Consider the following 22,905-nt stretch of genomic DNA (forward strand, 5'->3'; position numbering starts at 1 on the left):
CGTTCGATCTCGGATTCGGCGGCCGGGGGCCGCCGGAACTGTCGCATCCTAACACGACCGCGTAGATTGTCTGAGACGGTAGATTCGAACCGAGGAGCGTGCCCGGATGTCCCAGCCGACACCGAATTCCATCCCCATCCTGCCGCGTCGCTGGACCGCCGCCGATATTCCGGACCAGCGCGGGAAGACCGCGGTGGTGACCGGAGCCAATAGCGGACTCGGCCTGCGTACCGCCGAAGCGCTCGCCGCCAAGGGTGCGTATGTGCTGATGGCATGCCGCAACGAGCACAAGGCGGCGGTCGCGCTGGAGCGGGTGCGGGCGGCGGCGACCGGGCCGAAACCCGAAGTGCTGCCGCTGGATCTGGCCGACCTGACCTCGGTGCGCCGGGCGGCCGACCATCTCGATGTGCGCGGCGCGGCCATCGATGTGCTGGTGAACAATGCCGGGGTGATGGCGCTGCCGCGAAATTCGCGCACCGCGGACGGGTTCGACGCGCAGTTCGGCACCAACCATCTGGGTCACTACGCGTTCACCGGACTATTGCTGCCCGCCCTCTTGCGCGCCGCCGCCCCGCGGGTGGTGACGGTGTCCTCGATCGCGGCCTGGGGTGGAGCGATCAACTGGCTCGATCCGAATTGGAATGTGCTGTACCAGCGCTGGCTGGCCTACAGCCAGTCGAAGCTGGCGAATCTCATGTTCACCGCCGAACTGGATCGGCGGGCGCGCGCGGCCGGAACCCTGCTGACCGCGGTGGCCGCGCACCCCGGACTGTCCGACACCAACCTCTACGACTCCGACGGTGAGAAGGGGGTGGGCGCCCGGCTGGCCGCGCTGCAGCAGCGCATGATTCACGCCTTCTCGCAATCCGACCGGATGGGCGCGCTGCCGCAGCTCTATGCCGCCACCATGCCGGAGCTGTCCGGCAACGCCTACCTCGGACCCGGGTTCGAGACCTTCGGCTATCCGCGCCGCACCCTGCGTAATCCCTTGGCCTACAGCCGTTTACAGGCCGCCAATCTGTGGCGGCTGAGCGAGCGGCTCACCGAGGTCCGCTACGAGTGGCCGCGGCAGCGGGTGTCCACGGTCTGATTCACCTGCGGCGCAGCAGCAATCCGCGGATGAACGCCGCCTGCCCGGAATGCTGGATATCGTCGTCGACCACGCTGATCAGCCGCACACCCAAGGTCACCGGCGGATCCCAGCGGGTGTCGACGATGCGCGGCAGGTCCGCGTCCACCAGCTTCGACACGTAGTCGACGGTCTGCGCGTGCACCGCGTCGAAGTAGCCGATCAGCAGCTCCGCCGACACGCCGCCCAGCTCGGCCACTTCCGCCGAACCGTGCCCGTAACCGGTCGCGGCGTCGTCGAACGGCAGCTCGAACCGCTTCGCCCAGCCCGCCGCGGTCCACACCTGCTCGATTCCCGCCACCTCCGCGACGTGATCGTCCTGCACCCGCGTCAGATGCCAGATCAGCCAGGCGATCGAATTGGCCCCCGGCTCCACCCGGGCGGCCAGTTCCTCCTGGCTCAGGCCGGCCACCGCCCCGTGCACGTTCTCCCGTACCCGCCCGAACGCGTCCACCAACAGCTCAGCACTAGTCATACCGTCCTCCAACCTCCGGCATCCACAGGTATTCCACCCTGCCTTGAGGCGGCGGCCGACGCGGCGGAATAGACCGGGATGGTTGCGTGTTGCCAGAGTTGCGGTTACCGTAAGTGCGGTATCCAGCTCGTGGATGTAGGTGTCGACTCCCTCCCGCGAGAATCCTTTCCTCACGGTGGCCTTGCTCCCGTGTTCGCTATCTCGCGTACGGCCCGGACGGATACCCGGCCACGCATCCGAGCCTGCTCGCGCTGCGAGCGGCAACTCATCCCAAGGGGGAAAAATCATGCAAGACAAGACTGTTCAGAATCAGAACCATTCGATCGAGGACGGCTCGGGGACCGTGGTCACCGGGATCCTCGATCTGAAGGACAACCATGCGACGCTGCGGGTCGACGGGTATCTGCCCGGACCGCACGACGCCCACGTGCCCACCCGCCTGGTGCGGGAATTCGGGCTGCGGCGCGGCGATACCGTCACCGGCACAGTGGGATTCAAGAAGGAAGGCGTCAAACTCGCTCCGCTGACCGAGATCTACCTCGTGAACGGGCTCCCGGCCGGTAATGCCAAGGCGCGCCCGCACTTTCAGGATCTGGTGCCCATCTATCCGGACGAGCGGCTGCGGCTCGAGACCGAACCGCACAACCTGATCACCCGCGCCACCGATCTGGTGATGCCGATCGGCAAGGGGCAGCGCGCCCTGATCGTCGCCCCGCCCAAAGCGGGCAAAACCTCTGTGCTGCAATCGATCGCACACGGCATCGCCAAGAACCACCCGGAATGCCAGCTGCTGCTGGTGCTGGTGGGCGAGCGCCCCGAAGAAGTGACCGATCTGTCCCGCGCGGTGCCCGCCGAGGTCGCCGCCGCCACCTTCGATCTGCCAGCCCACGACCACATCGCGCTGGCGGAACTGGCCATCGAGCACGCCAAGCGCCTGGTCGAAGCAGGCCGCGACGTGGTCGTGCTGCTCGATTCGCTGACCCGCCTGGCCCGCGCCTACAACCTCGCGGCCCCCGGCTCGGGACGCACCCTCGCCGGCGGCGTCGACGCCGCGGCCCTCGCGCCGCCCAAGAAGTTCCTCGGCGCGGCCCGCAATATCGAAGACGGCGGTTCGCTCACCATTATCGCCACCACCCTGGTCGAGACCGGTTCGGTCGCCGACACCCTGATCTTCGAGGAGTACAAGGGCACCGGCAATGCCGAACTCAAACTGGACCGGCACCTGGCCGACCGCCGCATGTTCCCGGCCATCGACATCGATCGATCCAGCACCCGCAAGGAAGAATTGCTGCTGACCGCCGACGAGCTGACCGCCACCCGCTCACTGCGCAAGACCCTGGCCGGTCGCGAACCCCAGCACGGCCTCGAACTCCTGCTCACCGGCCTGCGGCAGACCGATTCCAACACCGAGTTCCTCACCCAGATCCGCACCGCCGGCCAGTAAGGTGGCGGGATGCCCGAGACGACGGTGGCCGAACTGCTGGCCGAGCTGGCCGCGCTCGAGGAACCCAAGGTCCGCGCGGTCAACGAGAAGCACGGCGACGATCACGGCGTGAACCTCACCAAATTGCGCGCGGTGGCGAAACGGCTGAAAACCCAGCAGGACCTGGCCCGGGAACTATGGCGCACCGGTGACAGCGCGGCCCGGCTGCTGGCCTTGCTGATCTGCAAGCCGAAAGCGTTCGAGCGGGACGAACTGGACGCCATGCTGCGGCAGGCCCGCACCCCGAAGGTGCAGGACTGGCTGGTGAACTACGTGGTGAAGAAGAACCCGCACGCCGAGGAACTGCGGCAGGTCTGGTTCGCCGATCCCGATCCGGTGGTCGCGAGCGCCGGTTGGGCCTTGACCGCCGAACGCGTGGTCAAGAACCCGGAGGGCCTGGACCTGCCCGGCCTGCTCGACCGCATCGAAGCCGATATGAAGGACGCCCCGGAACGCCTGCAATGGGCGATGAATACCTGCCTGGCACAGATCGGCATCACACACCCCGAATACCGTGCCCGCGCACTCGATATCGGGGAACGCCTGGAAGTGCTGAAGGACTATCCGACCGCACCGGGCTGCACCTCCCCGTTCGCGCCCATCTGGATCGCCGAGATGGTGCGCCGGCAGGGCTAGAGGCTGAAAGCGATCGCCCGCAACACCAGCACCACGATGAACACGGCGGTGAAGGCCAGATCGATGGAGACGTCGCCGAGGCGGATGGGCCGCAGCACTTTTCGCACCGGTCCGATCACCGGTTCGGTGAGGCGGTAGACGACGGGGCGGGCGCGGTCGGCCCAGGCGGGCGAATTGCCGAGCACGCCGATCCAGTCCAGGATCAGGCGCACCAGCAGGAGCAGCAGGAACAGGGTCAGCGCGTAGCCGAGCAGGATGCCGATCGCGTGCAAGGGGGACTCCTTCGTGGGCGTCCATTCCAACCTACCGGCGTACCGGTGCGGGGCAGCGCAGGCGCGGGGAGATCGGATGAGTGTCGGGCGCGAGCGCCGCGAGCGTGCGAGAATCTGGCGCTATTGGCCTGCTCACCCGAGATGAGGAGCTGTAGTGCGCTCGAAGTTCTTTATTGGCTTGCCCGTCGCCGTCATGGCGATGGCGCCCATGTACGCGGTCGTCGCCGCGCCCGCCCAGGCGGGAGCGCAGATCTTCACCTGCACCGCCCAGACCTGGGCGGGCGAGGAACTGCCCGCCGTGACCGTGGAAGCGCCCAAGGGCAAGCGCCAGGCCGTGGGCCTGGCCAAGGTCGAATGGCGCGGGACCGCCAAGTTCGCGACCATCGACTGCAAGAAGAACTGACCGGCTAGATCGCGCGGCGGTGGCTCAGCCAGGCGAAAGAGGCCACCCCGAGCGGGATCTGGCACCAGAAGGTGAGTAGGCGGAAGCCGAGGGCCGCGGCGACCGCCACTCCGCCGGACAGGCCCGCCACGGCGGTGAGACCGGCGGCGATGGTGATCTCCTTGCTGCCGACCCCGTTCGGCGAGGGCAGCAGCGGGGCCAGCGCGACCGTCACCAGTTCGACCACGAAGGTGTCGGCGAGGCTCAGATCCGCGCCGACCGCGTGCAGCACCGCCCACAGCGCGATCACCATGAGCAGCGGCTGAGCCAGCGCGCACAGCCACAGGGCGGCGGCGCGGCGCGGCCGGAAAGCGGTGCTCGCCACCGATTTCCACGCGTGCGCGGCGTCATGCCGGGCGTGCCGCAGGCGGGCGAACATACCGCGCCAGCCGCCTTGCGCCGCGATGCGGCGGCGCAGCATCAGGGCGCCGGTGACGAACAGACCGGTCGCGACCAGCACACTCACGGCGACGAACGCGGCGGTGCGCCACGGATTGTCGATCACCGAATGCCACAGCCCGGACGGTTTCGAACCCAGATCGTGCCAGGGGGCTTGCGCGCCGGTGCGATCGATCAGCGCCGGGGTGGCCAGCAGCGCCACGACGACGAGCGGAATGCGCACCGCGAAGGCCGCGAAACCGAACAGCGTCATCGATGCCACGGCCGCGGTGTGGCTGAGCCCGGCCCGGCGCAGGAAGCGCAGCCGGATGAGGAGCGCGGCGGCCGGAATCAGCCCGATGGCCGGCACCGCCAGCTGCAAGGCGAACAGCCGTCGCGAACAGGTCTGGGCGGGAATCGAACCGCGCAGCATGAGCACCGACGTGGGCCACAGTCCCAGCGTGGCCAGCAGCGCCACGACCAGCCATTTCGGGTCGGCGGTCAGGAGCGTGTGAATGCCGGTGCCGACGGCGTCGCGCTGCCACACCACGGCGGCGGCGATGACGGCCGTGCACACCACGGTCGGCAGCGCCTTGCGCAGGGCTCCGGGCGCGGGCGCCGCGGCGGCGGGAACATCACTGGCTGGGCCTTGCAGCTCACTGCCGGGAACAGGAACGGCGGGAACTGCCGCCATCGACTCTCCTTGTATCGCGGACATGCTGGGGTCCGCGGCGCTGCGGATCGGTTGAGATATGAATCGCGAAGGTGCCGATCGACATTAACCCGGATCCCGAGGAGGCGACCCGCGTTCCGGCACAACAGTGGGCACTTTACCGGAAAACAGGAGGGTTGGGTGCGGGCCGCCTCGGAGGGCTCGTTCCCCCGGTGGGGTACGCATCGGGGGAACGAGCCACGGTCAGACTATATGTGTCTCAGACGGATTGCAATGAAGGCTGGGCAATTGCGCTGTGCCCGGCCGTATTTCGTTTCACGCGCCCGTGAGAATTTCCCGGACGGTCTCGGAACGGAAGAACGGCTCCACGCGCAGCCGGATCAGTCCGGCCAATACGCCGTCCCGCGCGGCGATTTCGATGACCGGCGGCGCGTGCCGGACGAATTCGTCGCGCAGCAGCTGGGGCGTCACCCCGACTTCTTTCCACAACCCGGCCACGGTGTAATCGCCGTAGTATTCCAGGAGAATTCCGGCCGCGTCGCCGATCAATTCCGCCAGATAATCCCGGTTCTTGACGGTGGTGACCAGATCGAACACCGCGCCGATGAGCGCCCGCAGTTCCTCGACCTCGATGAACTCGCGCAGGTCGCTGACCGGTTCGCCGGCGAACAGGTCGTACACCTCGAGCGCCGCATCGGTCAGCGGCGTCTCCTTGATCACCGTCAGGATGGCGTGATTGGTGCGCTTCACCGCGTACTGCGCCGCCGCCGCGCCGGCCTCGCCGAGCCGCTCGCCGAATGCCTTGTCGCCCGCGCTGAGCACCTTGCCCACGGTCCGATCGCCCAGTGAGAGCGCGGATTTCACCACCGGTATGCGCTCGGCCCGGGTGCGGGCGGCGTCGGCCGCGCCGGAGACGATGCGATTGACGAAGGTGGCGGCGACGGTGCCGACCAGCGGGCTCTGGGCGAAACGGTCGAGACCGCGCTCGAACATGGTGTGCATGCCGAGCACGGTCGCGATCAGCTTGGCGACGCCGTCGCGGTCCACCACATCGCCGAGCCGGAATTCGTCATTGGCGGACAGATCGTAGACCGCGTCCGCCAATGCCTCGAACAACTGCCGGTTCAATGCGCTGCTATTGAGTAATTCGATGATCGACAAGGCGGTCTGCTGCACCGCTTCCGGCGCCAGCACATCGGCGACCTTCATGGTCTCGGCGACCTCGAAGGTATCGCGAAGAATCGAATCCGTGTGCTCGATCAGTGCTTCACCGGTGATCTGATCGACGATGTACGCGACCGCCGCCTCCGTCAGTCGCCCGGAAACGGCGTCCACGTCGATTTCGCCCGCCGCCACATGTTTCGCCATCGCATGTCCCCTTTTCCCGCTCGTCCGCGACGAGCAACAGGAAAAGTGTCCCAGACACTGAATGGCTGCGCAAAGCGAACTACCTACCGGCCGCCTGGTCTCTTTTCTCTCGAATCTGTTGCTGCCGTTGGGACATGTCGTCGCGCTGGAACTCGGTGTAGCCCTGCACCTGGTAGGTGATCACCCGCTGCTGCTCGCCGCAGTCACGCGCCAGGATCAGCATCGAACCCGCCGCGATGTAGTTGCCGGGTTCGTCGAACACGATCCGCCGATCGAAATCCAGGGGTGTGCTGCACACGTAGAACACGTCGACCACGCCCGCCGCCGAATCGGGGTTGTAGCAACTGACTTCCAGTCGCGACCCGTAGGTACGCGTGCCCGTGCAGTCGACCGTGGCGGCCGAATCCGGCGCGGCCGCGGCGGGTGCGGCGAGCAGTCCGGTCGCGGTCAGCAGCGCCGCCGCGGTCATGACGAGCCAACCGGTGCGTCTCATACCGTCACCTCTCGGGTAGTGGTGGTTTCGTCCGGCGCCGGCTTGCCGGTCTCGTATTCGGCCAGCCCGATCCGGGCGTGCAGCCGCTGCGCCCAGCGCGGGGCCCACCAGCACCGATCGCCCAGGATGCGCATGATCGCCGGGACCAGCAGCAGGCGAATCACGCTGGCGTCCAGGACGAGCGCGACGATCATGCCGTAGGCGATGTATTTCATGAGCACCAGCTCCGAGAGCCCGAACGCCCCGGTCACCACGATCAGCACCAAGGCCGCCGCGGTGATGATGCCGCCGGTGTGCGCGGTCCCGTACCGGATGGCCTCCGGGGTGTGCGCGCCCTTCGCCCGGGCCTCGGCCATGCGGGACATCAGGAAGATCTCGTAGTCGGTGGAGAGCCCGAAGATGATGGCGATGATGATCACCAGCACCGGGAAGCTCAAGGGCTGCGGCGTGAAATCCAGCAATCCGGCGCCGTGCCCGTCGTAGAAGACGAACGACAGGAAGCCGAGGGTGGCGGTCAGGCTCAGCGCGCTCACCACCACCGCCTTGAGCGGCAGTACGAAGGAACCGAAGGCCAGGAACATCATCAGGAACGAGGCCAGCACCAGAATGGCCAGCAGCCACGGCAGCCGGTCGAGCACGCCGTGGATCGAATCCCGTTCCAGCACCGGCAGTCCCGTGACGTACATGCGCACCCCGGCGGGCGGGTCGATGGCGCGCAGCCCCGCGATCACCTCGTCGGCGTTCTCCGGATCGGCCAGCCCCGATTGGTACACCTTGACGTTCACGCCGTCCTCGGCCACGCCATTGGAGAACGGTTTCTCGAAATCGCCGGTGCGGCCGGGCACCCGGTTCGCCGCCTCGACGATGGCGCCGAGCACCGCCCGGTCCGCGCCCGCGATCACCAGCTTCACCGGCGACACCCGTTCCTTCGGGAACACCGCGTCGAAATCCTGCTGCGCCGTACGGGTTTCATTGCCCGGCGGCAGATACTTCTCGGTCAGCCCGGCGAACTCCACGTGCAGGAACGGCAGGATCAGCCCGAGCAGCACCAGCATGATCGGATACGCCAGCAGTGCGGGCCGCTTCATCGCCCAGGTGGCCAGCCGCGACCAGAACGAGGCATCGATCCGCGCGGTCGTCCTGGTGCGCGAAAACGCTCTCAGGCCGAAGGCATCCACCCGCTTGCCCAGCACCGCCAGCATGGCCGGCAGCACCGTGACCGACAGCAGCGCCGCCAGCACCACGGCGGTCAGCGCTCCCAGGGCCACCGAGCGCAGGAACGTCATGGGGAAGATCAGCACTCCCGCCACGCACACCACGATGATGGTCGCCGAGAACACGATGGTCCGCCCGGCCGTCGAAACCGTCACGCGCACCGCCTCTTCGGTGGATTTCCCCTCCGCGATCTCCTCCCGGAACCGGCTCACCATGAACAGCCCGTAGTCGATGGCCAGTCCCAGCCCGATCAGCGAGATCACCGCGTCCGCGAACTGATGCACCTGCATCACCCCGGTCAGCAGGCGCATCACCCCCCACGACCCGGCGATGGTCAGCCCGCCCACGATCATCGGCAGCGCCGCCGCGACCACGCCGCCGAAGACGAAGAACAGCACCACCGCCACCACCGGCAGCGCGATCAGGTGCATGCGATCGATATCGGCCTGCATGGTCAGCCCGACCGCGTCGGCGACCGGCACCCGGCCCGCGATCTGCAGCGACAGCCCGGGAATCGCCAGCTTGTCCGCGATCTGGTGGTAGAAGTCCACGCTGTCCTGATCGCCCTCGCCCTGCAGGCCGATGGACAGGAACACCCGGGTCTTGGACTCGTCCAGGAACCGGGTCTTGCCCAGGCTCCCGTTCCAGTAGCCGCTGACATCCTTGATCTGGGTGCGATAGTCGGTGAGCAGGGTCTGGGTGAGCCGCTTACCGGCCGCCTCGATATCCGGGTCGGTGATGTGCCTGCCGGCGGGCGCGGTGTACAGCGCGATCACATCGCCGTCGAAATCCCGCCCGAAGGTGTCGTCGGCGAGTTCGGTGCCCGCCACCGATTCACTGGTGTCGTCGAAGAATCCCTGTGCGGTCAGCTCGTCTTGATATCCCAGCCCCAGAAACCCCGAAACCCCCATGAGCGCAACGAATCCGGCGATGACCGTATAGCGGGCGCGATATGTCCAGCGCCCTATCCAATGGAACATCGGATCTCCCCTCCGACGAGCCGCCTAGGACGTGCAGGCCGGCGACTTGTAGTCGGTCTGGGCCAGGATTCCGCAGATCTCGCTGACCGGAATCTTCCACTCCCCGTTCACCGGGGTGAGATTCAGCGGCGCGGAACGGCGATTGCCATTGCCGTCCTTGTCCAGCCAGAATTCGGCCTCGAGCACCTCGCCATTGATCACCACCGAACCGGCCACCACGCCGAATTTCGCATTCGGGTTCTCCGACAGCGCCTTCGACAACTCCGGTAGATCCGAACGGAATTTCTCCCCGCCCGCCACGATGGACAGCCGCTGATCGTCGCTGACCTGCTTGCCCTTGCCGAACAGGTCCTGCAATTTCTTGTCGAGCTGCTCGGCGGTGAGCGCCTCCGGGATCTTCCCGTTCGCCACGGTGGACGCGGCCGCGCTGGTCGGCGCGACGGTGATGGTGACATCACTGCTGCGGACATTGCTGCCGCCGCACGCGGTGAGTGTCAGGGACAGTACGGCCCCCATTGTCGCAAGTGAAATAGCCGCTCTCATACGTACTTTCATGTCCCCTCCGGTGTGATCGTGATCGCAAGTTGCGTTTCATTGGGTCTTGGGTCACAGTATGCTAACAACTGTCTGAGTCGGTAGGCGTGGTTTCTGGAGGAGGTGCCGGTGGGGGACTCGCGCAAGCCGCCGGGGCCGGGGTTCGCGTACGGCGCGGCCTTGGTCATCGCGGCGGCCTTGATCGGCGGGGGAGCGGGTCTGGTCGCCTGGTTCCGCACCCACGAGAGCGGGCCGCCGCCGATCATCGTGGTCGCGCCGGGGCCCGAGACGAGTACCTCGCCGCCGGTGCCGACCACCCGGCCCGCGGCCACCACCACGGCGCGGCCCGTCGTTGCGCCGGAACGCATTCCGCCGACCGGTCCGGACGCGTCGGCCTACACCGCCGCGCCGGGCAGCGCCATGCCGGACTTCGTCAACAAATCGGCCAACCATTACGGCTGGTTCGGTGGTGACGGGGTTTCCGCGCGCTGTGACGAGTGGAATCGAGCCACCGTGGTGGGCTCCACGGTGCAGACGCTGTTCGTGGTGTGCGGAACCTATTTCAAGGCTTACGAATTGGCTTCCGGCGCCCCGATCCGGACCGGTATCGCCGGGGGCGGCGGCAGCTGGACCGGTGCGGGCGAGGGGATTTCGATCCGGCTCACCCGCGACGCCCTGACCCTGGAGCGCGGCGGCGATCCCGTCGTGCAGCCGGTGGTCGAGTGGTGGCAGCCGTAATCGGCTGCCCTTGATCGAATCGGCGGACAGCGCGGTCCGATTCCGATACAGTTCGACGCATTGTCTGTCTCAGACAATGTTCTGGGGAGGACTATTGTGCAGCTGGAAACAACCGTGCCGGAGCCCGATCTCGAAGCCGAATTCGCAGCCGGCTTCCGCGATACGGTCCCGCCGATTCTGCGCCCGTTCGTCGATCTGGCGCTGTGGGCCTGGAATACGCTGATCGGCTCCATCGGCACCTTCGGCCGATTCGTGCTGCTGGCCGCCGATGCCCTGTACGGGCTGGTGCGGGATACGGTGAAACTGCGGCATCCATGGCGCGAAACGCTCACCCAGGCCTGGTTCATGATGAGTGTGTCGGGCTGGCCCGCCATTCTCATCTCGGTGCCGCTGGGCGCCATCATCCAGATCCAGGCCGGTTCGCTCGCCGCGCAGGTGGGGGCCACCTCGCAGGCCGGCGCGGCGGGCGGCCTCGGCGTCATCCGGCAAGCGGCCCCGATGATTTCGGGCATTCTGATGGGCGGCGCGGTCGGTGCGGCGGTGGCGGCCGATCTGGGCGCGCGTAAGATCCGCGAGGAGATCGACGCCATTCGCACCCTGGGCATCAATCCCAATCACCGCCTGGTCGCGCCGCGTTTGGCCGCCATGTTCCTGGTCGGCCCGCTCATGTGCGTGCTGGTGGTGTTCGTCGGCATGTCGACGATCTACATGATGACGCTGGTACAGGGCGGCGTGCCGGGCGCGTTCTTCAATTCCTTCGCGGCCTTCTCGAGTACCACCGATCTGATCATCGCCGTCGTCAAGACCGTCGTCTTCGGAATTCTGGTGGTGCTGGTGGCGAGTCAGCGCGGCTTCGAGGCATCGGGCGGGCCCAAAGGGGTGGCCGACTGCGTGAACGCCACGGTGGTGCTGGGCGTCATGACGACTTTCGCCGCCAATGTGCTCATCACCCAGCTGCTCACCATCTGGTTCCCGGATCAGGGGATCTGACATGGTGATTCCGTCGAAATACCGGGCGCTGGGCCTGCATTCGGCACAGCGGGCCGCCGATATCGCGGTGCCGCTGGTGGGACTCGGGCATCAATTCGCCTTCGCGTATCACGTGCTGCGCGCGGTGCCGCGCACCCTGCACCGCTATCGCCGCCAGATCGGCGTGGTGTTCATGGATATCGGCTGGGGCAACGGCCGGGTCATCGTGGGCGGCGGCACCGTCGGCGTGGTGGTGTTCATGGGCCTGATGACCGGAGCCATGATCGGCATCGAGGCCTTCCGGCTCCTGGACATGCTCGCCATGGGCCCGCTCACCGGTTTCATCTCCTCCTTCGCCAATACCCGCGAGCTGGCGCCGCTCATCGCCGCCATCGCCTTCGCCGCCCAGGCCGGCTGCCGGATCACCGCCGAGATCGGTTCCATGCGCATCTCCGAGGAGATCGACGCGCTGGAAGCCACTGCGGTGGAACCGATTCCGTTCGTGGTGACCACCCGCGTCATCGCCGGGGTGCTGATCGTGGTGCCGGTCTACCTGGCCTCGCTGGCGTGCAGTTATTTCGCGACGGCGTTCTTCATCAAGGTGGTGCACGGCCAGGCCGGCGGCACCTACGACCACTACTTCCAGGCCTTCCTGAACCCGAAGGACGTGTTCCTGTCGCTGTTCAAGGCGGTGGTGTTCGTCATCGTCATCATCCTGGTGCACTCCTACTACGGCTTCTACGCCTCGGGCGGGCCGGAGGGGGTCGGGGTGGCCTCCGGGCGCGCCATTCGCGCCAGCCTGGTGCTGATCATCGTGCTGGATCTGACGCTGACCACGGCGCTGTGGGGAATGCTCGTCAGCGATATACGAATTACGGGATAGCGCATGGGAACTGCCAGATACCAGGCCATCAACGGGCGCGGTCCCAAACCGTGGCAGCTGCTGCTCACCGGAGTGGCCGGCGGTGCGGTGCTGCTCGCCGTATCGCTGCTGTTCACCACCGCGGTGAAGGGTGGATTCGCGCCCGAGTTCATCGTCAATATCCAGGCCGAGCAGGTCGGCGAGGGCATAGTCGAGGGCGCGGACGTCAAAATGGACGGGCTGCGCATCGGACAGGTCAGCCGGATCGAAAGCCGCGGCGCGGAACGCCAATTCGTGCAATTGTCGCTGGCGCCGGAGAACGCGAAATTCCTCGCCGATAACGTGCGCGCCCGGTTCGTCTCCTCCAATACGCTCGGCATGACCGCGCTGGAACTGTTCTATCTCGGTCCGCGCGGCAAGCAGCTGGAGGCCGGGGCCACCATCACGCTGCCCAAGGACAGTCAGACCGTCACCGTCACCACCGTGATTCGCGCGGTCGGCGAACAGCTCGGCAAGATCGATCCCGCGCCCGCCGGCCGGATCGGCCAGGTGCTGGCGTTCGAGGGCAGCGCCGACGGCATCGGCAAGATGATCTCCACGGCAATCGAAATGGGCCGGATGAAGGTCGGCGACGAGATCCTCGTGGGGCTCGACGTGCGACCGGGATTGACGCAAGGGGCCGAGGCCAGCGCCGATCTGGTGCGGCTCTCGCACGACGTGCTCACGCTGTTCCGGGCGCAGGCCGCCCGCATCGCCTTCCTCACCGGCCGGCACGAAGACCTCGAGGCCATCGTGACCCTGGTCGCCCAGGTCATCGGAGACGCTCTGCAGATCTTCCCGCAGCCGGGCACCGACTCGGTGCTGGACGCCCTGATCAGCGCGCTGACGCCGGTGGGCGGCGCGGCGGGCGGTCTCACCAGCTTCTACACCAGGATTCCGCAATTGCTCGAGCAGATCGACAAGTCCTTCGTCGCCAATCCCGACGGGACGGTGTCGATGAAGATCCAGCTGCTGCTGGCCGGGCTGCCCTATCTCGCGGGTGACCCCAAAGTGGTTGCGGCCGCACCGGTTTCGGGAGCTCCCGTGCTGCCCGGGGTGCCGCAGATACCCGGCCTGCCGATTCCGGCCGGACTCTTCGGCGCGCCCGCCCCGGCCGACGGGGGACAGCGGTGAAATCGGTTCGTACCGCGGCTGTTCGGCTGATCGTCGTCGGTCTGGTCATCGCCGTCATGGGCGCCATGATCTGGACCGCGCTGCAGACGCCGGTGAAGGGCGGCACCCGGGCCTTCGCCGCGCACATCAGCGATGTGTCGGGCCTGAAACAGGGTTCGGACGTGCGTATGGCGGGCGTGCAGGTCGGCAAGGTCACCACCATCGCCCTCGACGGCGCGGTGGCGTATGTGGAATTCACCGTGGCCGAGGGGCAGGAGGTCTACGACAATACCGAGGCCGCGGTGCTGTTCTCCTCGCTCATCGGCGACCGCTACCTGGCCCTGCAGCAGAAGGTCGCGCCGGGGCGGAAACTGCCGTCCGGCAGCACCATTCCGGTCGAGCGCACCCACGGCTCGTTCGACATCTCCGAACTGTTCGACGCCGTACGGCCCATCTTCGAGACGCTGTCCACCGGATCGGTGGACAAATTCCTGGAGAACCTGCTGCTGGTCGCCTCCGGGGACGGGCGCGGGCTGGGGCCGGTGATGGACAGCCTCGACAAGATCATCGCGGTGGCCTCCGCTCAGGAGCCGGTGGTGATCCTGCTGGCCGACAACCTGTCCGGGCTGCTCAATCGCTTCGAGGGCCAATCACCCAAGATCGACCTCATGATCGACCAGGTGCTGGGCCTGGTGGACAGCATCTACGCCAAGCTCGACACGCTGAACAGCCTGATCGAGAAGGCGATTCCGGGCCTGAACGCCGCCATGCCGATGTTCGACCGCCTGGTCGGCATCTACTACGACAACTTCCCCGGCATGGAACGTCTGTACAACACCCTGCTCGGACCCGACATGGTGACCTTCATCCGGCAGGTGCTGGCCGCCGTGCCCACCGCCATGCAGACCGTCAATGGCCTCATTCTCGAGCCCCAGGCGGGCGAGCGCTGGAGCTGCCTGAGCGGACTGCCGATCCCGGTCACCGTCGTCATGGGCGTCGAGCGGATGGAGAGCTGCAAGTGAACCTGCCAACGCCTGGCTTCGCCTTCGAAAGACTGCCCGTACCGCGAATCAAGCTGCCTCGCTTCACGGTTCGCAGTGCCGCGGCGCAAACCAAGTTCGAGTTCCGGATCGGCATCGCCGCCATCCTGGTCACCGTCGCGGCCCTGATCGCCGCCGTCGGAGCCTTCGTGATCCCGTTCGGGGAGACCGTCTATCGCGCCGAATTCGGCAATTCCGGGGATGTGCGCAGTGGCGACGACGTGCGGGTGGCCGGCATCTCGGTCGGCAAGGTGCGCAGCGTGACCCTGGTCGGGGACCATGCCGAGATCGCCTTCGGGCTCGACTCCAAGGTGCGCGTCGGCGTCGACTCGCGGGTCACCGTCCGGCTGCTCACCCCGATCGGCGGGCGCTTCGTCACGGTCGAGCCGGCCGGGCCCGGCACCGCGGCCGGGAAGATCATTCCGCGCGAGCGCACCAAGACGCCCTACGACCTGTCCGCGGCGCTGGAGCAGGTGACCCCGGCGCTCTCGGCCCTCGATACCGGGAAGCTGCGCGAGACCATCGCGAAATTGGCGGGGGCGTTCGAACAGCAGCCGGCCGCGCTGAACGGAATCCTCAACAGCGTCAACAGTCTGTCCGCGATCATCGTGCAGCGGCGCACCGAATTCGCGCGCACCCTGGATGTGGCCAAGGAGTACTTCGAGACGCTGATGAACAAGCTGGACCGGCTGCAATTGGCCGGGCAGCACGTGCTGGATCTGTACCGGGTCATCGCCGCCAATCGGGACGGGCTGGTTAATCTGGCCGCGCAGATCCGGCGCGCGTTCGATTACGTCACACCGATTTTCGACGCGGCCCAGAATCAGCTCGGGCCGGCGCTGGAACCGCTGTACGACACCATCGACAAATCGGTGGCCGATCTGGTCGGCAACAAGGACGCGCTGGCGAGCATGAACCAGAACCTGGCGCGGCTGCTGGAGTGGTTCGCGCGCAACAGCGACAACCCGTACGTCAAGGTCGACCATTCGGGAGCCATCGTCACCGATACGCCTTTGTGCCCGGCCGGGAAGCAGGGGTGCTGAACCGTGAACACGCCGAATCCATTGCGCGCCTTCCGCGGTCGCGTGCTGCCGCGTACCCGGACCGGGCGGCTCACCGCCGGGGTGGGGGTGGTGGCGCTGGTCATGGGGCTCATCGTGGCCCTGACCGGCAAGCAGTACTACGACACCACGCAGGCGCCGTTGAGCATCTGCGCCGAATTCCGGGACGCCGTCGGGCTGTACGAGGGCAACAAGGTCACCATGCTGGGCATCCAGATCGGCAATGTGGAGTCCATCGAACCCAGTGATCAGGGCGTCGTGGTGCGCATGACGGTGGATCGCAAGGTGCGGCTGCCGCAGCAGCTCGGCGCGGTCACCGTCGCCAATTCCATTGTCACCGACCGGCGGGTCGAGCTCGGGCCCGCGTACACCAGCGGCGGGACCTTCGACTACCGGAACTGTATTCCCAAGGACCGCACCAAAACTCCGGTCGGCTTCACCGAGGCCATGCGGGCCGTCGCGACGCTGTCGGAGGATCTCACCGGCAAGGCGCACGACGCGCCGCTGCAGGAAGCTCCGCCGAATGTGCTCGGGGATTCGCTGGCGCGGATCGCGCAGCAGGTCGACGACAGTGCGGTCCCGTTGAACGGGGCGATTCGCAATGTGTCGGAGATCCTGGGTGATTCGGCGGCGGGCGCGAACTATCTGCTCGGGGCGATTCTCAAGGAATTCCGGAAGATCAGCCAGAACCTCGATCAGGGGGTGTCGGATTCGGAATTCCTGCTCGACGCCGCCACCGACGCGCTGAATATCGCCAATCGGATCGCGCCGGATCTGACCGCCATCATCCGGGACATCTCGATCTGGATGCCGCCGCTGGCAAATCTATTGGGGTACAAGTGGATTCGCACCATCATGCTGGGCTTGGACGGGTTCATGCCGGTGCTGTTCCAGATCCTGGATCACACCCAGGGCTTGGTGGATTTCGCCAAGAGCGTCCCGGACGCATTGCAAGGGGCGAAGAACCTGTTCGATCAGAATCTCGGGGCGGGCAAGTTGCAGTACGTGCCGCCGAGCTTCCGTATCGATCCGGCGCTCGCGCGTGATGTGTGCTCCATGGTCAAACCCTGGTATCAGCCGTGTGATCGCGACTTCGCGGCCGGGGAAACCGTGGACCTGGGACTGGTGCAACTGCTGCTGTCGGCGGGTGGGAAATGAGCGCGATGAACCGGAAACCTTGGCGCACAATCACTCTCGGTGTGCTGACCGTCGCCACCGTCTCGGGCTGTGCGGTGCGGCCGCTGGATCTGCCGCTGCCGGGCACGCAGTACGGGAAGCCCACCTACGAGGTGCGGGTGGAGTTCGGCAATGTGCTGTCGCTGCCGCTCAAGACCAAGGTGGAGCTCAACGGTGCGCAGGTGGGCGTAGTCGAAGCGGTGAGTGTGCGGCCGCGGCCGGACGCGAATGTGCCGTCGCTGGCCGCCGATCAGCAGCCCTACTATCAGCCGACCGCCATCCTGGCCATCGACGAGGATGTGCGGCTGCCCGTGGAGACCAAGGTCGAGATGGCGCAGACCACCCTGTTCGGCGACACCTTCGTCAAACTCACCATCCCGCAACAGACTTCGGGCCGCGAACTCGGGCAGGGCGGTGTCATCCCGATCGTGCAGACCAAACAGGCCACCAGCGTCGAGCAGTACATGACGGCCGTGGTCGGGTGGGTCACCGGCGGCAATGTGCCGTTCGTGCAGAGCTTCGTCAGCAGCGTGAACCAGGCGTTCCCGGCCGATTCGGGGAACCTGCGGGAGTTCATGGCGAAACTGTCGGTGTCCATCGAACGGATCGGGCAGAGCACCGGGCAGCTCAGCGCCATCCTGAACAATGCCACCGCGGCGCTGGAGGTGTTCCGGCAGGCGGAAGACGTGTGGCGCTTCGTCTTCGACCAGGCGCCGGTGCTGCTCGGGGTGGTGCAGAAGGTGCTGCCGGAGATCATGTACTTCGTCGATTCCATTCGCGATCTCGCGGCCTGGGCGGGGGATTACCTGATCGATCCGGCCAATCCGAAATCGGCGCCGCGGGTGGCCAAGATCGACCGGTTCCTGGATGTGTGGACGCCATTGGCGCAGGCCATGATCGCCACCCCGAACCAGGTGCCGCGCACGCTGGAATCGGTGAACGCGCTGCTGGCCAACAAGATCGTGCCGTTCCTGTCGGCGCGCGGGCGCATCGAACTCTCCGACGTGGTCCCGCAGACCCCGGCGAGTGCGCTCACCGGGGATCCGGAGGCGGACGCGCGCATCGTCGCGGCCAATGAGCAGGCCTTCCGCGATCGGGTGAGCCCGGTCCTGAAACTCGTGGGGTTGATGCGATGACCCGCAAGATCATGGTCTCGGCGCTGGCGATGGTGCTCATGGCCGTCAGCGCCACGCTGTACCTCACCTACGGGGTGTTCGGGTTCGAACCCGGGGCGCGGGTGTACGGGATCAGCGTGGTGCTGCCCAATTCCGGTGGGCTCATGCAGACTTCGCCGGTCACGCTGAACGGCCTGCAGGTCGGGCGGGTCACGGCGCTGGTCAAGGCCGAGAGCGGGGTGCTGGCGCGGCTGTCGGTGGAATCGGAGTACCGGATCCCGATGGACGCCGCCGTGACGGTGGCCAATCTGTCGGCGGTGGGGGAGCAGTACCTCGACTTCGCGCCGAAATCGACCGCGGGGCCGTACTTCTCGGACGGTGCGGTGGTGCCGGCCGCGCAGGTGGTGCAGCCGCTGACCATCGCGCGGGCGCTGGGCGGGCTGCAGGGGGTGATGGCGCAGCTCGATCCCGACAGCATCAACACCATTCTGCGCGGGGCCGACGTCGCCATCGCCGGGGTGGGGCCGAGCATCGAGAAACTGGTCGGCTCCGGCAGCATGTTCTCCACCACGCTGCGGCAGAACCGGGAGCTGATCCAGCGGCTGCTGAGCTTCGTGGCGGGCGCCGCGACCGAATCATCCACCGAGAAGATGACTTTGCTGCGCAGTTCCGCGCAACGGCTGGGCGCGACGCTGGCGCCGGAACTGCCCGGGCTGCTCGACCAGTTCATCTCCATCACCGTCGATTCCGGTGGCACCCAGGTGATTCCGCTGATTCCACTGCTGAAACGGCTGATGAACTACCTCCAGTTGTTCATGCAGAAGGGCGGGCCGGCGCTGGAGATCATCCGGCCGTATGTGCTCGACCCGCTCGAGCACGCCGAGGTCGATCTCGGCAAGACCATGGACGGGCTGCTCGCGGCGTTCCCCGAGGGCAAGGGATTCCGGCTGCTCGTGGACATACCGCACTGATCCGGCTTCGGAAGGGGTACAGATGAAGTCACGTTGGGTAGAGATGGACGCCGGCGGAATCCGGATTCCGCTGCTCGGTCTGGCGGCGGCCGTGCTGGCCGTCGTCACGCTGGCGGGGGTCATGGGGTATCGCAACTGGGACCTCGCCGCGCGCAATGACGATCTCGGCGCATCGCTCGCGGATGCGCGGCGCAAGGAAGCCGATTGCGTGGCGGCCATTCGGGCGGGGACCGATTTCCTGCTGGCGGCCAATAACTTCGACTATCGCAAGCCGGAGGAATGGACCGCGCGGATGGCGGCGCTGACCACCGGGCCCGTGCACGACTATTTCGCCACCGACAAAGTGGCACAGGACAATTCGGCTCTCATCACGGCGGGGAAGCTGCGCAAGACCAGCACCGTGGCGGATGCGGCGTGTGCGCTGCAGACCACCAATGGGGTCAGGGTGATCGCGCAACTCGACGAGAGCACCCAGAATTTCCAGGTCAGCGACCCGGTCAAGACCACGTCGGCGGTGTGGGCGGAACTCGGGAGGGTCGACGGGGCTTGGAAAGTCATCGACTCGGGGCGGGGGGATCAGGCGCTCAAAGGCGATCTGACCGCCGCCCAGCCCGCGGGGCCGACCGCCACCACTCCGGCCGAACAGCCGCGATAAGGAGGGACCGATCATGGAGAAGACGGCGAAAGAGCGGTCCTGGCGGGACCGGTCCCTCGTGGTGACGGCGCGGCGGCGAATGGCCGCGGGGATCGCGGCGGCGGTGCTGCTCGGCGGAACCGGCTCGGCGCTGGGATATTTCGCGTACCAGCACGGGAGGGCCGCGGACCAAGTCTCGGCCGCCCGGGCGCTCGCGGCCGACCGGGACTCGGCGGCCAAGGCCGGATCCGAATTCCTCACCACCATGTTCACCGTGAACAGCGGCAGCCTCGAACATTGGGACAGCGCGGTGCTGGCCGGCACCACCGACTCCATGCACGCGCAGCTGGCGCAATGGAAAACCGTGCTGCAGAAGCTGGTATCGGCCAATATGGAAATGAGCAGCACGGTCAAGGACGTGGGCGTGGTGTCGCAAGCCGGGGACGCGTTGACGCTGCTGGCGGTCATCGAATCGACCGGTCGCACCAGCCCCGACAGCGCCGCACCGAATATCACCACCAGTTCGGCGCTGATCGACCTGCGCCGGATCGACGGGAAATGGAAGGTACAGGGCTACGGCCCCGCCGGCGGCATGCCGCCCGCCGCACCGGCCACCAGCGCCGCCCCCGCCCCCGACCAGACCCCGCGCTGACCGCGAAAGAACTCGAGATATGAAGACCACAGCAGACCAGCCCGAGACCGCGACTGAAGCTGAGACCGCGACTCGGAGTGAGGCCGCGTTGGACACCGAGGAGCCGAAGTTGTCGGAAGCGACTCGGACCATGACCGAGCCGCGGCGAATCGGCATGCCGGTCGTGGCGGCCGTGGCCGCGGTGATCGCCGTCCTGGCGGCCGGAATGGGTATCGGCGCATGGCATTACGCCGCCGCGCGGCACGATCTCGAAGTGACCGCGCGCGGCTTCGACGCCCAGGCCGGTGATCGGGAGGCCGCGCTGAAGGCCGGCGCGAGCTTCCTCGCCACCGCCTATACGGTCGACGCCGCGGGCGACAAGAGCATGGCGAAATGGAATACCGCCATGCTCGCCGCCACCACCGATACGCTGAAAGACCAAGTGCGGCAGACCAAAGCGCTGCTGAGCCTGCTCGCCGAGGCGAACGCCAGCATGACGGGCACGGTCTCCGACTCCGCGGTCATCAGCCAGAACGACACCCTGATCCGCATGCTGGCGGTGGTGAAGCTGACCGGCAGCGCCCCGGGGCAGACCGAACCCACCACCGGATCGGTCACCGAATACGTCGACCTGATGAAGGTGGACGGACAATGGAAGGTGTTCAGCTACAAGGACATCGGCACCAAGTCCGGTACCGGTGAGCCCGGGGCCGGACTGCCGGGACTGCCCGCCACCCAGCCCACGAAGTAGTCCCGGCGCCGTCGGCGGGTTCGGTTGGGGGCCCGCCGGCGGAAGCCTGCGGAACGGTCGTCTTGCTGCGGGTACGAGCTGACCACCCGATCACGGGCGTAGGCTCGTCAACAGGGATACGGCCGTCGACGTGAAGGCAGGACCCGACTGTGGGCAAGACCATGACTCCCGCGCAGATACTGCGTGAACTCGAGCCGGTCGCGGAAGCCAATCTGAACCGGCACCTCTCCCTGGCCAAGGACTGGCACCCCCACGACTACGTGCCCTGGAACGAGGGACGCAATTTCGCCGCCATGGGCGGAACCGACTGGAGCCCGGAACAATCCGGGCTGTCGGAGGTGGCGCGCGCCGCCGTGGTCACCAACCTGCTCACCGAGGACAATCTGCCCTCGTATCACCGGCTCATCTCCACCGCGTTCTCGCGCGACGGCGCCTGGCGCACCTGGGTGGATCGCTGGACCGCTGAGGAGAACCGGCACGGCATCGCGTTGCGCGACTACCTGGTGGTCACCCGCGGCGTCGACCCGGTCGCGCTGGAACAGGCCCGGATGGCGTGCGTCTCGCAAGGCGTCGACAACCCCAACGGCACCGGCGACCACTCTGTTCTCCCCGGCGTCGCCTACGTGACCTTCCAGGAACTGGCCACCCGGGTCTCGCACCGCAATACCGGCCGCGTCTGCGCGGACCCGGTAGCCGATCGGCTGCTGTCGCGCATCGCCGCCGACGAGAACCTGCACATGGTCTTCTACCGCAATATCTGCGGCGCGGCCCTGGACCTGGTTCCCGACGCGGCGCTGTCGGCCATCGCCGCGGTGATCCGCAACTTCCGCATGCCCGGCGCGGGCATGCCCGACTTCCGCCGCAACAGCGTCCTGATCGCCAAACACGGCATCTACGACCTGCGCCAGCACCTCGACGAAGTCGTCCTCCCCGTCCTGCGCAAATGGAATATCTTCGACCGCAACGACTTCGGCCCCGCCGGTGAGCAGACCCGCGACGCCCTGGCAGCGCACCTCGATGCCCTCGCCAAGGATGTCATCCGTTTCGAAGAGCAACGCGACCGAGCATTGGCCCGAGACGCCGCCCGCGCCGCCCGCAATTCCGGCTGAGCCCCGCGCGGCCCGCTTCCTCCACACCCCCGGAAGTTGTCCACAACTTCACTTCCCGCCCTGCCGCCGAGCCCCGCGCCGACTAATCTCGCGGAGGAAAGGGGGCTCGCATGGGGGACATGCTGCACACCGACCTGGACGCCTTACGCATAATGGCGGCCCGCATCCGCAACGAAGCCGACACCATCACGGCCATAGACCCGGTGGCCCTGATAGCCGAAGCCGCCGGCGCCATGCCCAATTCCGCCATCGGCGCCGCCGCCTCCGGAGCCGGAGAACCCCTCCGCGCCCTCCTCACCCGCATGGCCACCCACCTCCAAACCCTGGCCGCCACCACAGATTCCACCGCCCACACCTACGAGGCCACCGACCACGCCTACCGCACCCAACTCGACGACTACCTAACCGGCACGGCATGACCGGCACGGCTTGACCGGACGGCTTGACCGGCACGGCTTGACCGGCACGGCCTGACCGGCACGGCCTGAGCGGCATCGCGCTTACCCGGAGCGGCGGATACCGTCCCTCCCCTCATCATCCCGGCATGCTTTCGGCCGGGATCTCACTTGTGGCAGTGAGATTCCGGCCGGAAGCGCGCCGGAATGACGAAGGCGTCGG

General features: G+C 67.1%; 24 protein-coding genes and 1 pseudogene. 18 read left to right on the forward strand and 7 right to left on the reverse strand.

Annotated features, from left to right (window positions below; translation table 11 throughout):
* The first annotated feature begins 106 nt into the window (after positions 1-106).
* Positions 107-1,090 carry an oxidoreductase gene (locus tag LTV02_RS03235; protein WP_233038150.1) on the forward strand — a complete coding sequence of 328 codons (984 nt, stop codon included), beginning with the start codon at positions 107-109 and terminating at the stop codon, positions 1,088-1,090.
* 1 nt (position 1,091) lies between these two features.
* On the opposite strand, the gene LTV02_RS03240 is transcribed toward LTV02_RS03235, so the two are convergent.
* On the reverse strand, positions 1,092-1,604 hold the full coding sequence (locus tag LTV02_RS03240) for a mycothiol transferase (RefSeq protein ID WP_233038152.1): 513 nt from the start codon (positions 1,602-1,604) through the stop codon (positions 1,092-1,094).
* Positions 1,605-1,929: 325 nt separating this feature from the next.
* Between LTV02_RS03240 and LTV02_RS03245 the strand changes: the two are divergent.
* Together LTV02_RS03245 and LTV02_RS03250 are read left to right on the forward strand one after the other, a co-directional pair.
* A pseudogene (locus tag LTV02_RS03245) lies at positions 1,930-3,048 on the forward strand (transcription termination factor Rho, short form); the annotation flags it as partial.
* 9 nt (positions 3,049-3,057) lie between these two features.
* Positions 3,058-3,723 carry a DNA alkylation repair protein gene (locus LTV02_RS03250; protein WP_233038154.1) on the forward strand — a complete coding sequence of 222 codons (666 nt, stop codon included), beginning with the start codon at positions 3,058-3,060 and terminating at the stop codon, positions 3,721-3,723.
* Here the strand turns inward: LTV02_RS03250 and LTV02_RS03255 are convergent.
* Positions 3,720-3,995, reverse strand: coding sequence for a YggT family protein (locus LTV02_RS03255; RefSeq protein ID WP_233038156.1), 276 nt, complete (start codon positions 3,993-3,995; stop codon positions 3,720-3,722). The two genes, LTV02_RS03250 and LTV02_RS03255, sit on opposite strands and share 4 nt — an antisense overlap.
* Positions 3,996-4,149: 154 nt before the next feature.
* Between LTV02_RS03255 and LTV02_RS03260 the strand changes: the two genes are divergently transcribed.
* On the forward strand, positions 4,150-4,398 hold the full coding sequence (locus tag LTV02_RS03260) for a hypothetical protein (RefSeq protein ID WP_157575176.1): 249 nt from the start codon (positions 4,150-4,152) through the stop codon (positions 4,396-4,398).
* Between the two features lie 4 nt (positions 4,399-4,402).
* Here LTV02_RS03260 and LTV02_RS03265 read toward each other — a convergent pair whose 3' ends face one another.
* The 5 genes from LTV02_RS03265 to LTV02_RS03285 form a co-directional block, all read right to left on the reverse strand.
* The gene (locus LTV02_RS03265) at positions 4,403-5,509 is read right to left on the reverse strand and encodes a lysylphosphatidylglycerol synthase transmembrane domain-containing protein (protein WP_067706824.1); all 1,107 of its coding nucleotides are present in this window, start codon (positions 5,507-5,509) and stop codon (positions 4,403-4,405) included.
* Positions 5,510-5,803: 294 nt separating this feature from the next.
* Positions 5,804-6,856 (reverse strand): hypothetical protein, encoded by a 1,053-nt coding sequence (locus LTV02_RS03270; protein WP_233038159.1) that lies wholly within the window; start codon positions 6,854-6,856, stop codon positions 5,804-5,806.
* Between the two features lie 79 nt (positions 6,857-6,935).
* On the reverse strand, positions 6,936-7,349 hold the full coding sequence (locus tag LTV02_RS03275) for a hypothetical protein (RefSeq protein ID WP_233038161.1): 414 nt from the start codon (positions 7,347-7,349) through the stop codon (positions 6,936-6,938).
* Positions 7,346-9,544, reverse strand: coding sequence for an MMPL family transporter (locus LTV02_RS03280; RefSeq protein WP_233038170.1), 2,199 nt, complete (start codon positions 9,542-9,544; stop codon positions 7,346-7,348). Before LTV02_RS03280 ends, LTV02_RS03275 begins: the two co-directional genes overlap by 4 nt.
* A gap of 24 nt (positions 9,545-9,568) precedes the next feature.
* Positions 9,569-10,060, reverse strand: a complete 492-nt coding sequence (locus tag LTV02_RS03285; protein WP_233038172.1) for a hypothetical protein — start codon at positions 10,058-10,060, stop codon at positions 9,569-9,571.
* 147 nt (positions 10,061-10,207) lie between these two features.
* Between LTV02_RS03285 and LTV02_RS03290 the strand changes: the two genes are divergently transcribed.
* The 14 genes from LTV02_RS03290 to LTV02_RS03355 all read left to right on the forward strand — a co-directional run bounded on the left by LTV02_RS03290 (position 10,208) and on the right by LTV02_RS03355 (position 22,706).
* Positions 10,208-10,816 (forward strand): hypothetical protein, encoded by a 609-nt coding sequence (locus LTV02_RS03290; RefSeq protein ID WP_233038175.1) that lies wholly within the window; start codon positions 10,208-10,210, stop codon positions 10,814-10,816.
* Between the two features lie 96 nt (positions 10,817-10,912).
* On the forward strand, positions 10,913-11,806 hold the full coding sequence (locus tag LTV02_RS03295) for an MlaE family ABC transporter permease (RefSeq protein ID WP_233038178.1): 894 nt from the start codon (positions 10,913-10,915) through the stop codon (positions 11,804-11,806).
* Between the two features lies 1 nt (position 11,807).
* The gene (locus LTV02_RS03300) at positions 11,808-12,668 is read left to right on the forward strand and encodes an ABC transporter permease (protein WP_067706840.1); all 861 of its coding nucleotides are present in this window, start codon (positions 11,808-11,810) and stop codon (positions 12,666-12,668) included.
* A 3-nt stretch (positions 12,669-12,671) separates the two neighbouring features.
* Complete coding sequence (locus LTV02_RS03305) at positions 12,672-13,820, forward strand: MlaD family protein (protein WP_233038198.1); 1,149 nt, start codon at positions 12,672-12,674, stop codon at positions 13,818-13,820.
* Entirely contained in the window at positions 13,817-14,821 is a 1,005-nt protein-coding gene (locus LTV02_RS03310; RefSeq protein WP_233038200.1) for an MlaD family protein, read from the forward strand. Before LTV02_RS03305 ends, LTV02_RS03310 begins: the two co-directional genes overlap by 4 nt.
* Positions 14,818-15,882, forward strand: a complete 1,065-nt coding sequence (locus LTV02_RS03315; RefSeq protein ID WP_233038202.1) for an MCE family protein — start codon at positions 14,818-14,820, stop codon at positions 15,880-15,882. The genes LTV02_RS03310 and LTV02_RS03315 overlap by 4 nt, the downstream gene beginning before the upstream one ends.
* Positions 15,883-15,885: 3 nt before the next feature.
* Entirely contained in the window at positions 15,886-17,058 is a 1,173-nt protein-coding gene (locus LTV02_RS03320) for an MlaD family protein (RefSeq protein WP_233038210.1), read from the forward strand.
* A gap of 5 nt (positions 17,059-17,063) precedes the next feature.
* On the forward strand, positions 17,064-18,212 hold the full coding sequence (locus LTV02_RS03325; protein WP_233038237.1) for an MlaD family protein: 1,149 nt from the start codon (positions 17,064-17,066) through the stop codon (positions 18,210-18,212).
* Positions 18,209-19,162: an MlaD family protein gene (locus LTV02_RS03330; RefSeq protein ID WP_233038239.1), complete on the forward strand. Its 954-nt coding sequence runs from the start codon at positions 18,209-18,211 to the stop codon at positions 19,160-19,162. Before LTV02_RS03325 ends, LTV02_RS03330 begins: the two co-directional genes overlap by 4 nt.
* 22 nt (positions 19,163-19,184) lie before the next feature.
* Positions 19,185-19,817, forward strand: coding sequence for a hypothetical protein (locus LTV02_RS03335; protein ID WP_233038241.1), 633 nt, complete (start codon positions 19,185-19,187; stop codon positions 19,815-19,817).
* A gap of 13 nt (positions 19,818-19,830) precedes the next feature.
* Complete coding sequence (locus tag LTV02_RS03340; protein ID WP_233038243.1) at positions 19,831-20,448, forward strand: hypothetical protein; 618 nt, start codon at positions 19,831-19,833, stop codon at positions 20,446-20,448.
* Between the two features lie 109 nt (positions 20,449-20,557).
* Positions 20,558-21,178, forward strand: coding sequence for a hypothetical protein (locus LTV02_RS03345; protein ID WP_233038250.1), 621 nt, complete (start codon positions 20,558-20,560; stop codon positions 21,176-21,178).
* Between the two features lie 149 nt (positions 21,179-21,327).
* Positions 21,328-22,287, forward strand: a complete 960-nt coding sequence (locus LTV02_RS03350) for an acyl-ACP desaturase (protein ID WP_233038252.1) — start codon at positions 21,328-21,330, stop codon at positions 22,285-22,287.
* 110 nt (positions 22,288-22,397) lie between these two features.
* On the forward strand, positions 22,398-22,706 hold the full coding sequence (locus LTV02_RS03355) for a type VII secretion target (RefSeq protein WP_233038254.1): 309 nt from the start codon (positions 22,398-22,400) through the stop codon (positions 22,704-22,706).
* The last annotated feature ends 199 nt before the right edge of the window (positions 22,707-22,905 follow it).

The organism is Nocardia yamanashiensis (genome assembly GCF_021183565.1).
Lineage (GTDB): Bacteria > Actinomycetota > Actinomycetes > Mycobacteriales > Mycobacteriaceae > Nocardia > Nocardia yamanashiensis.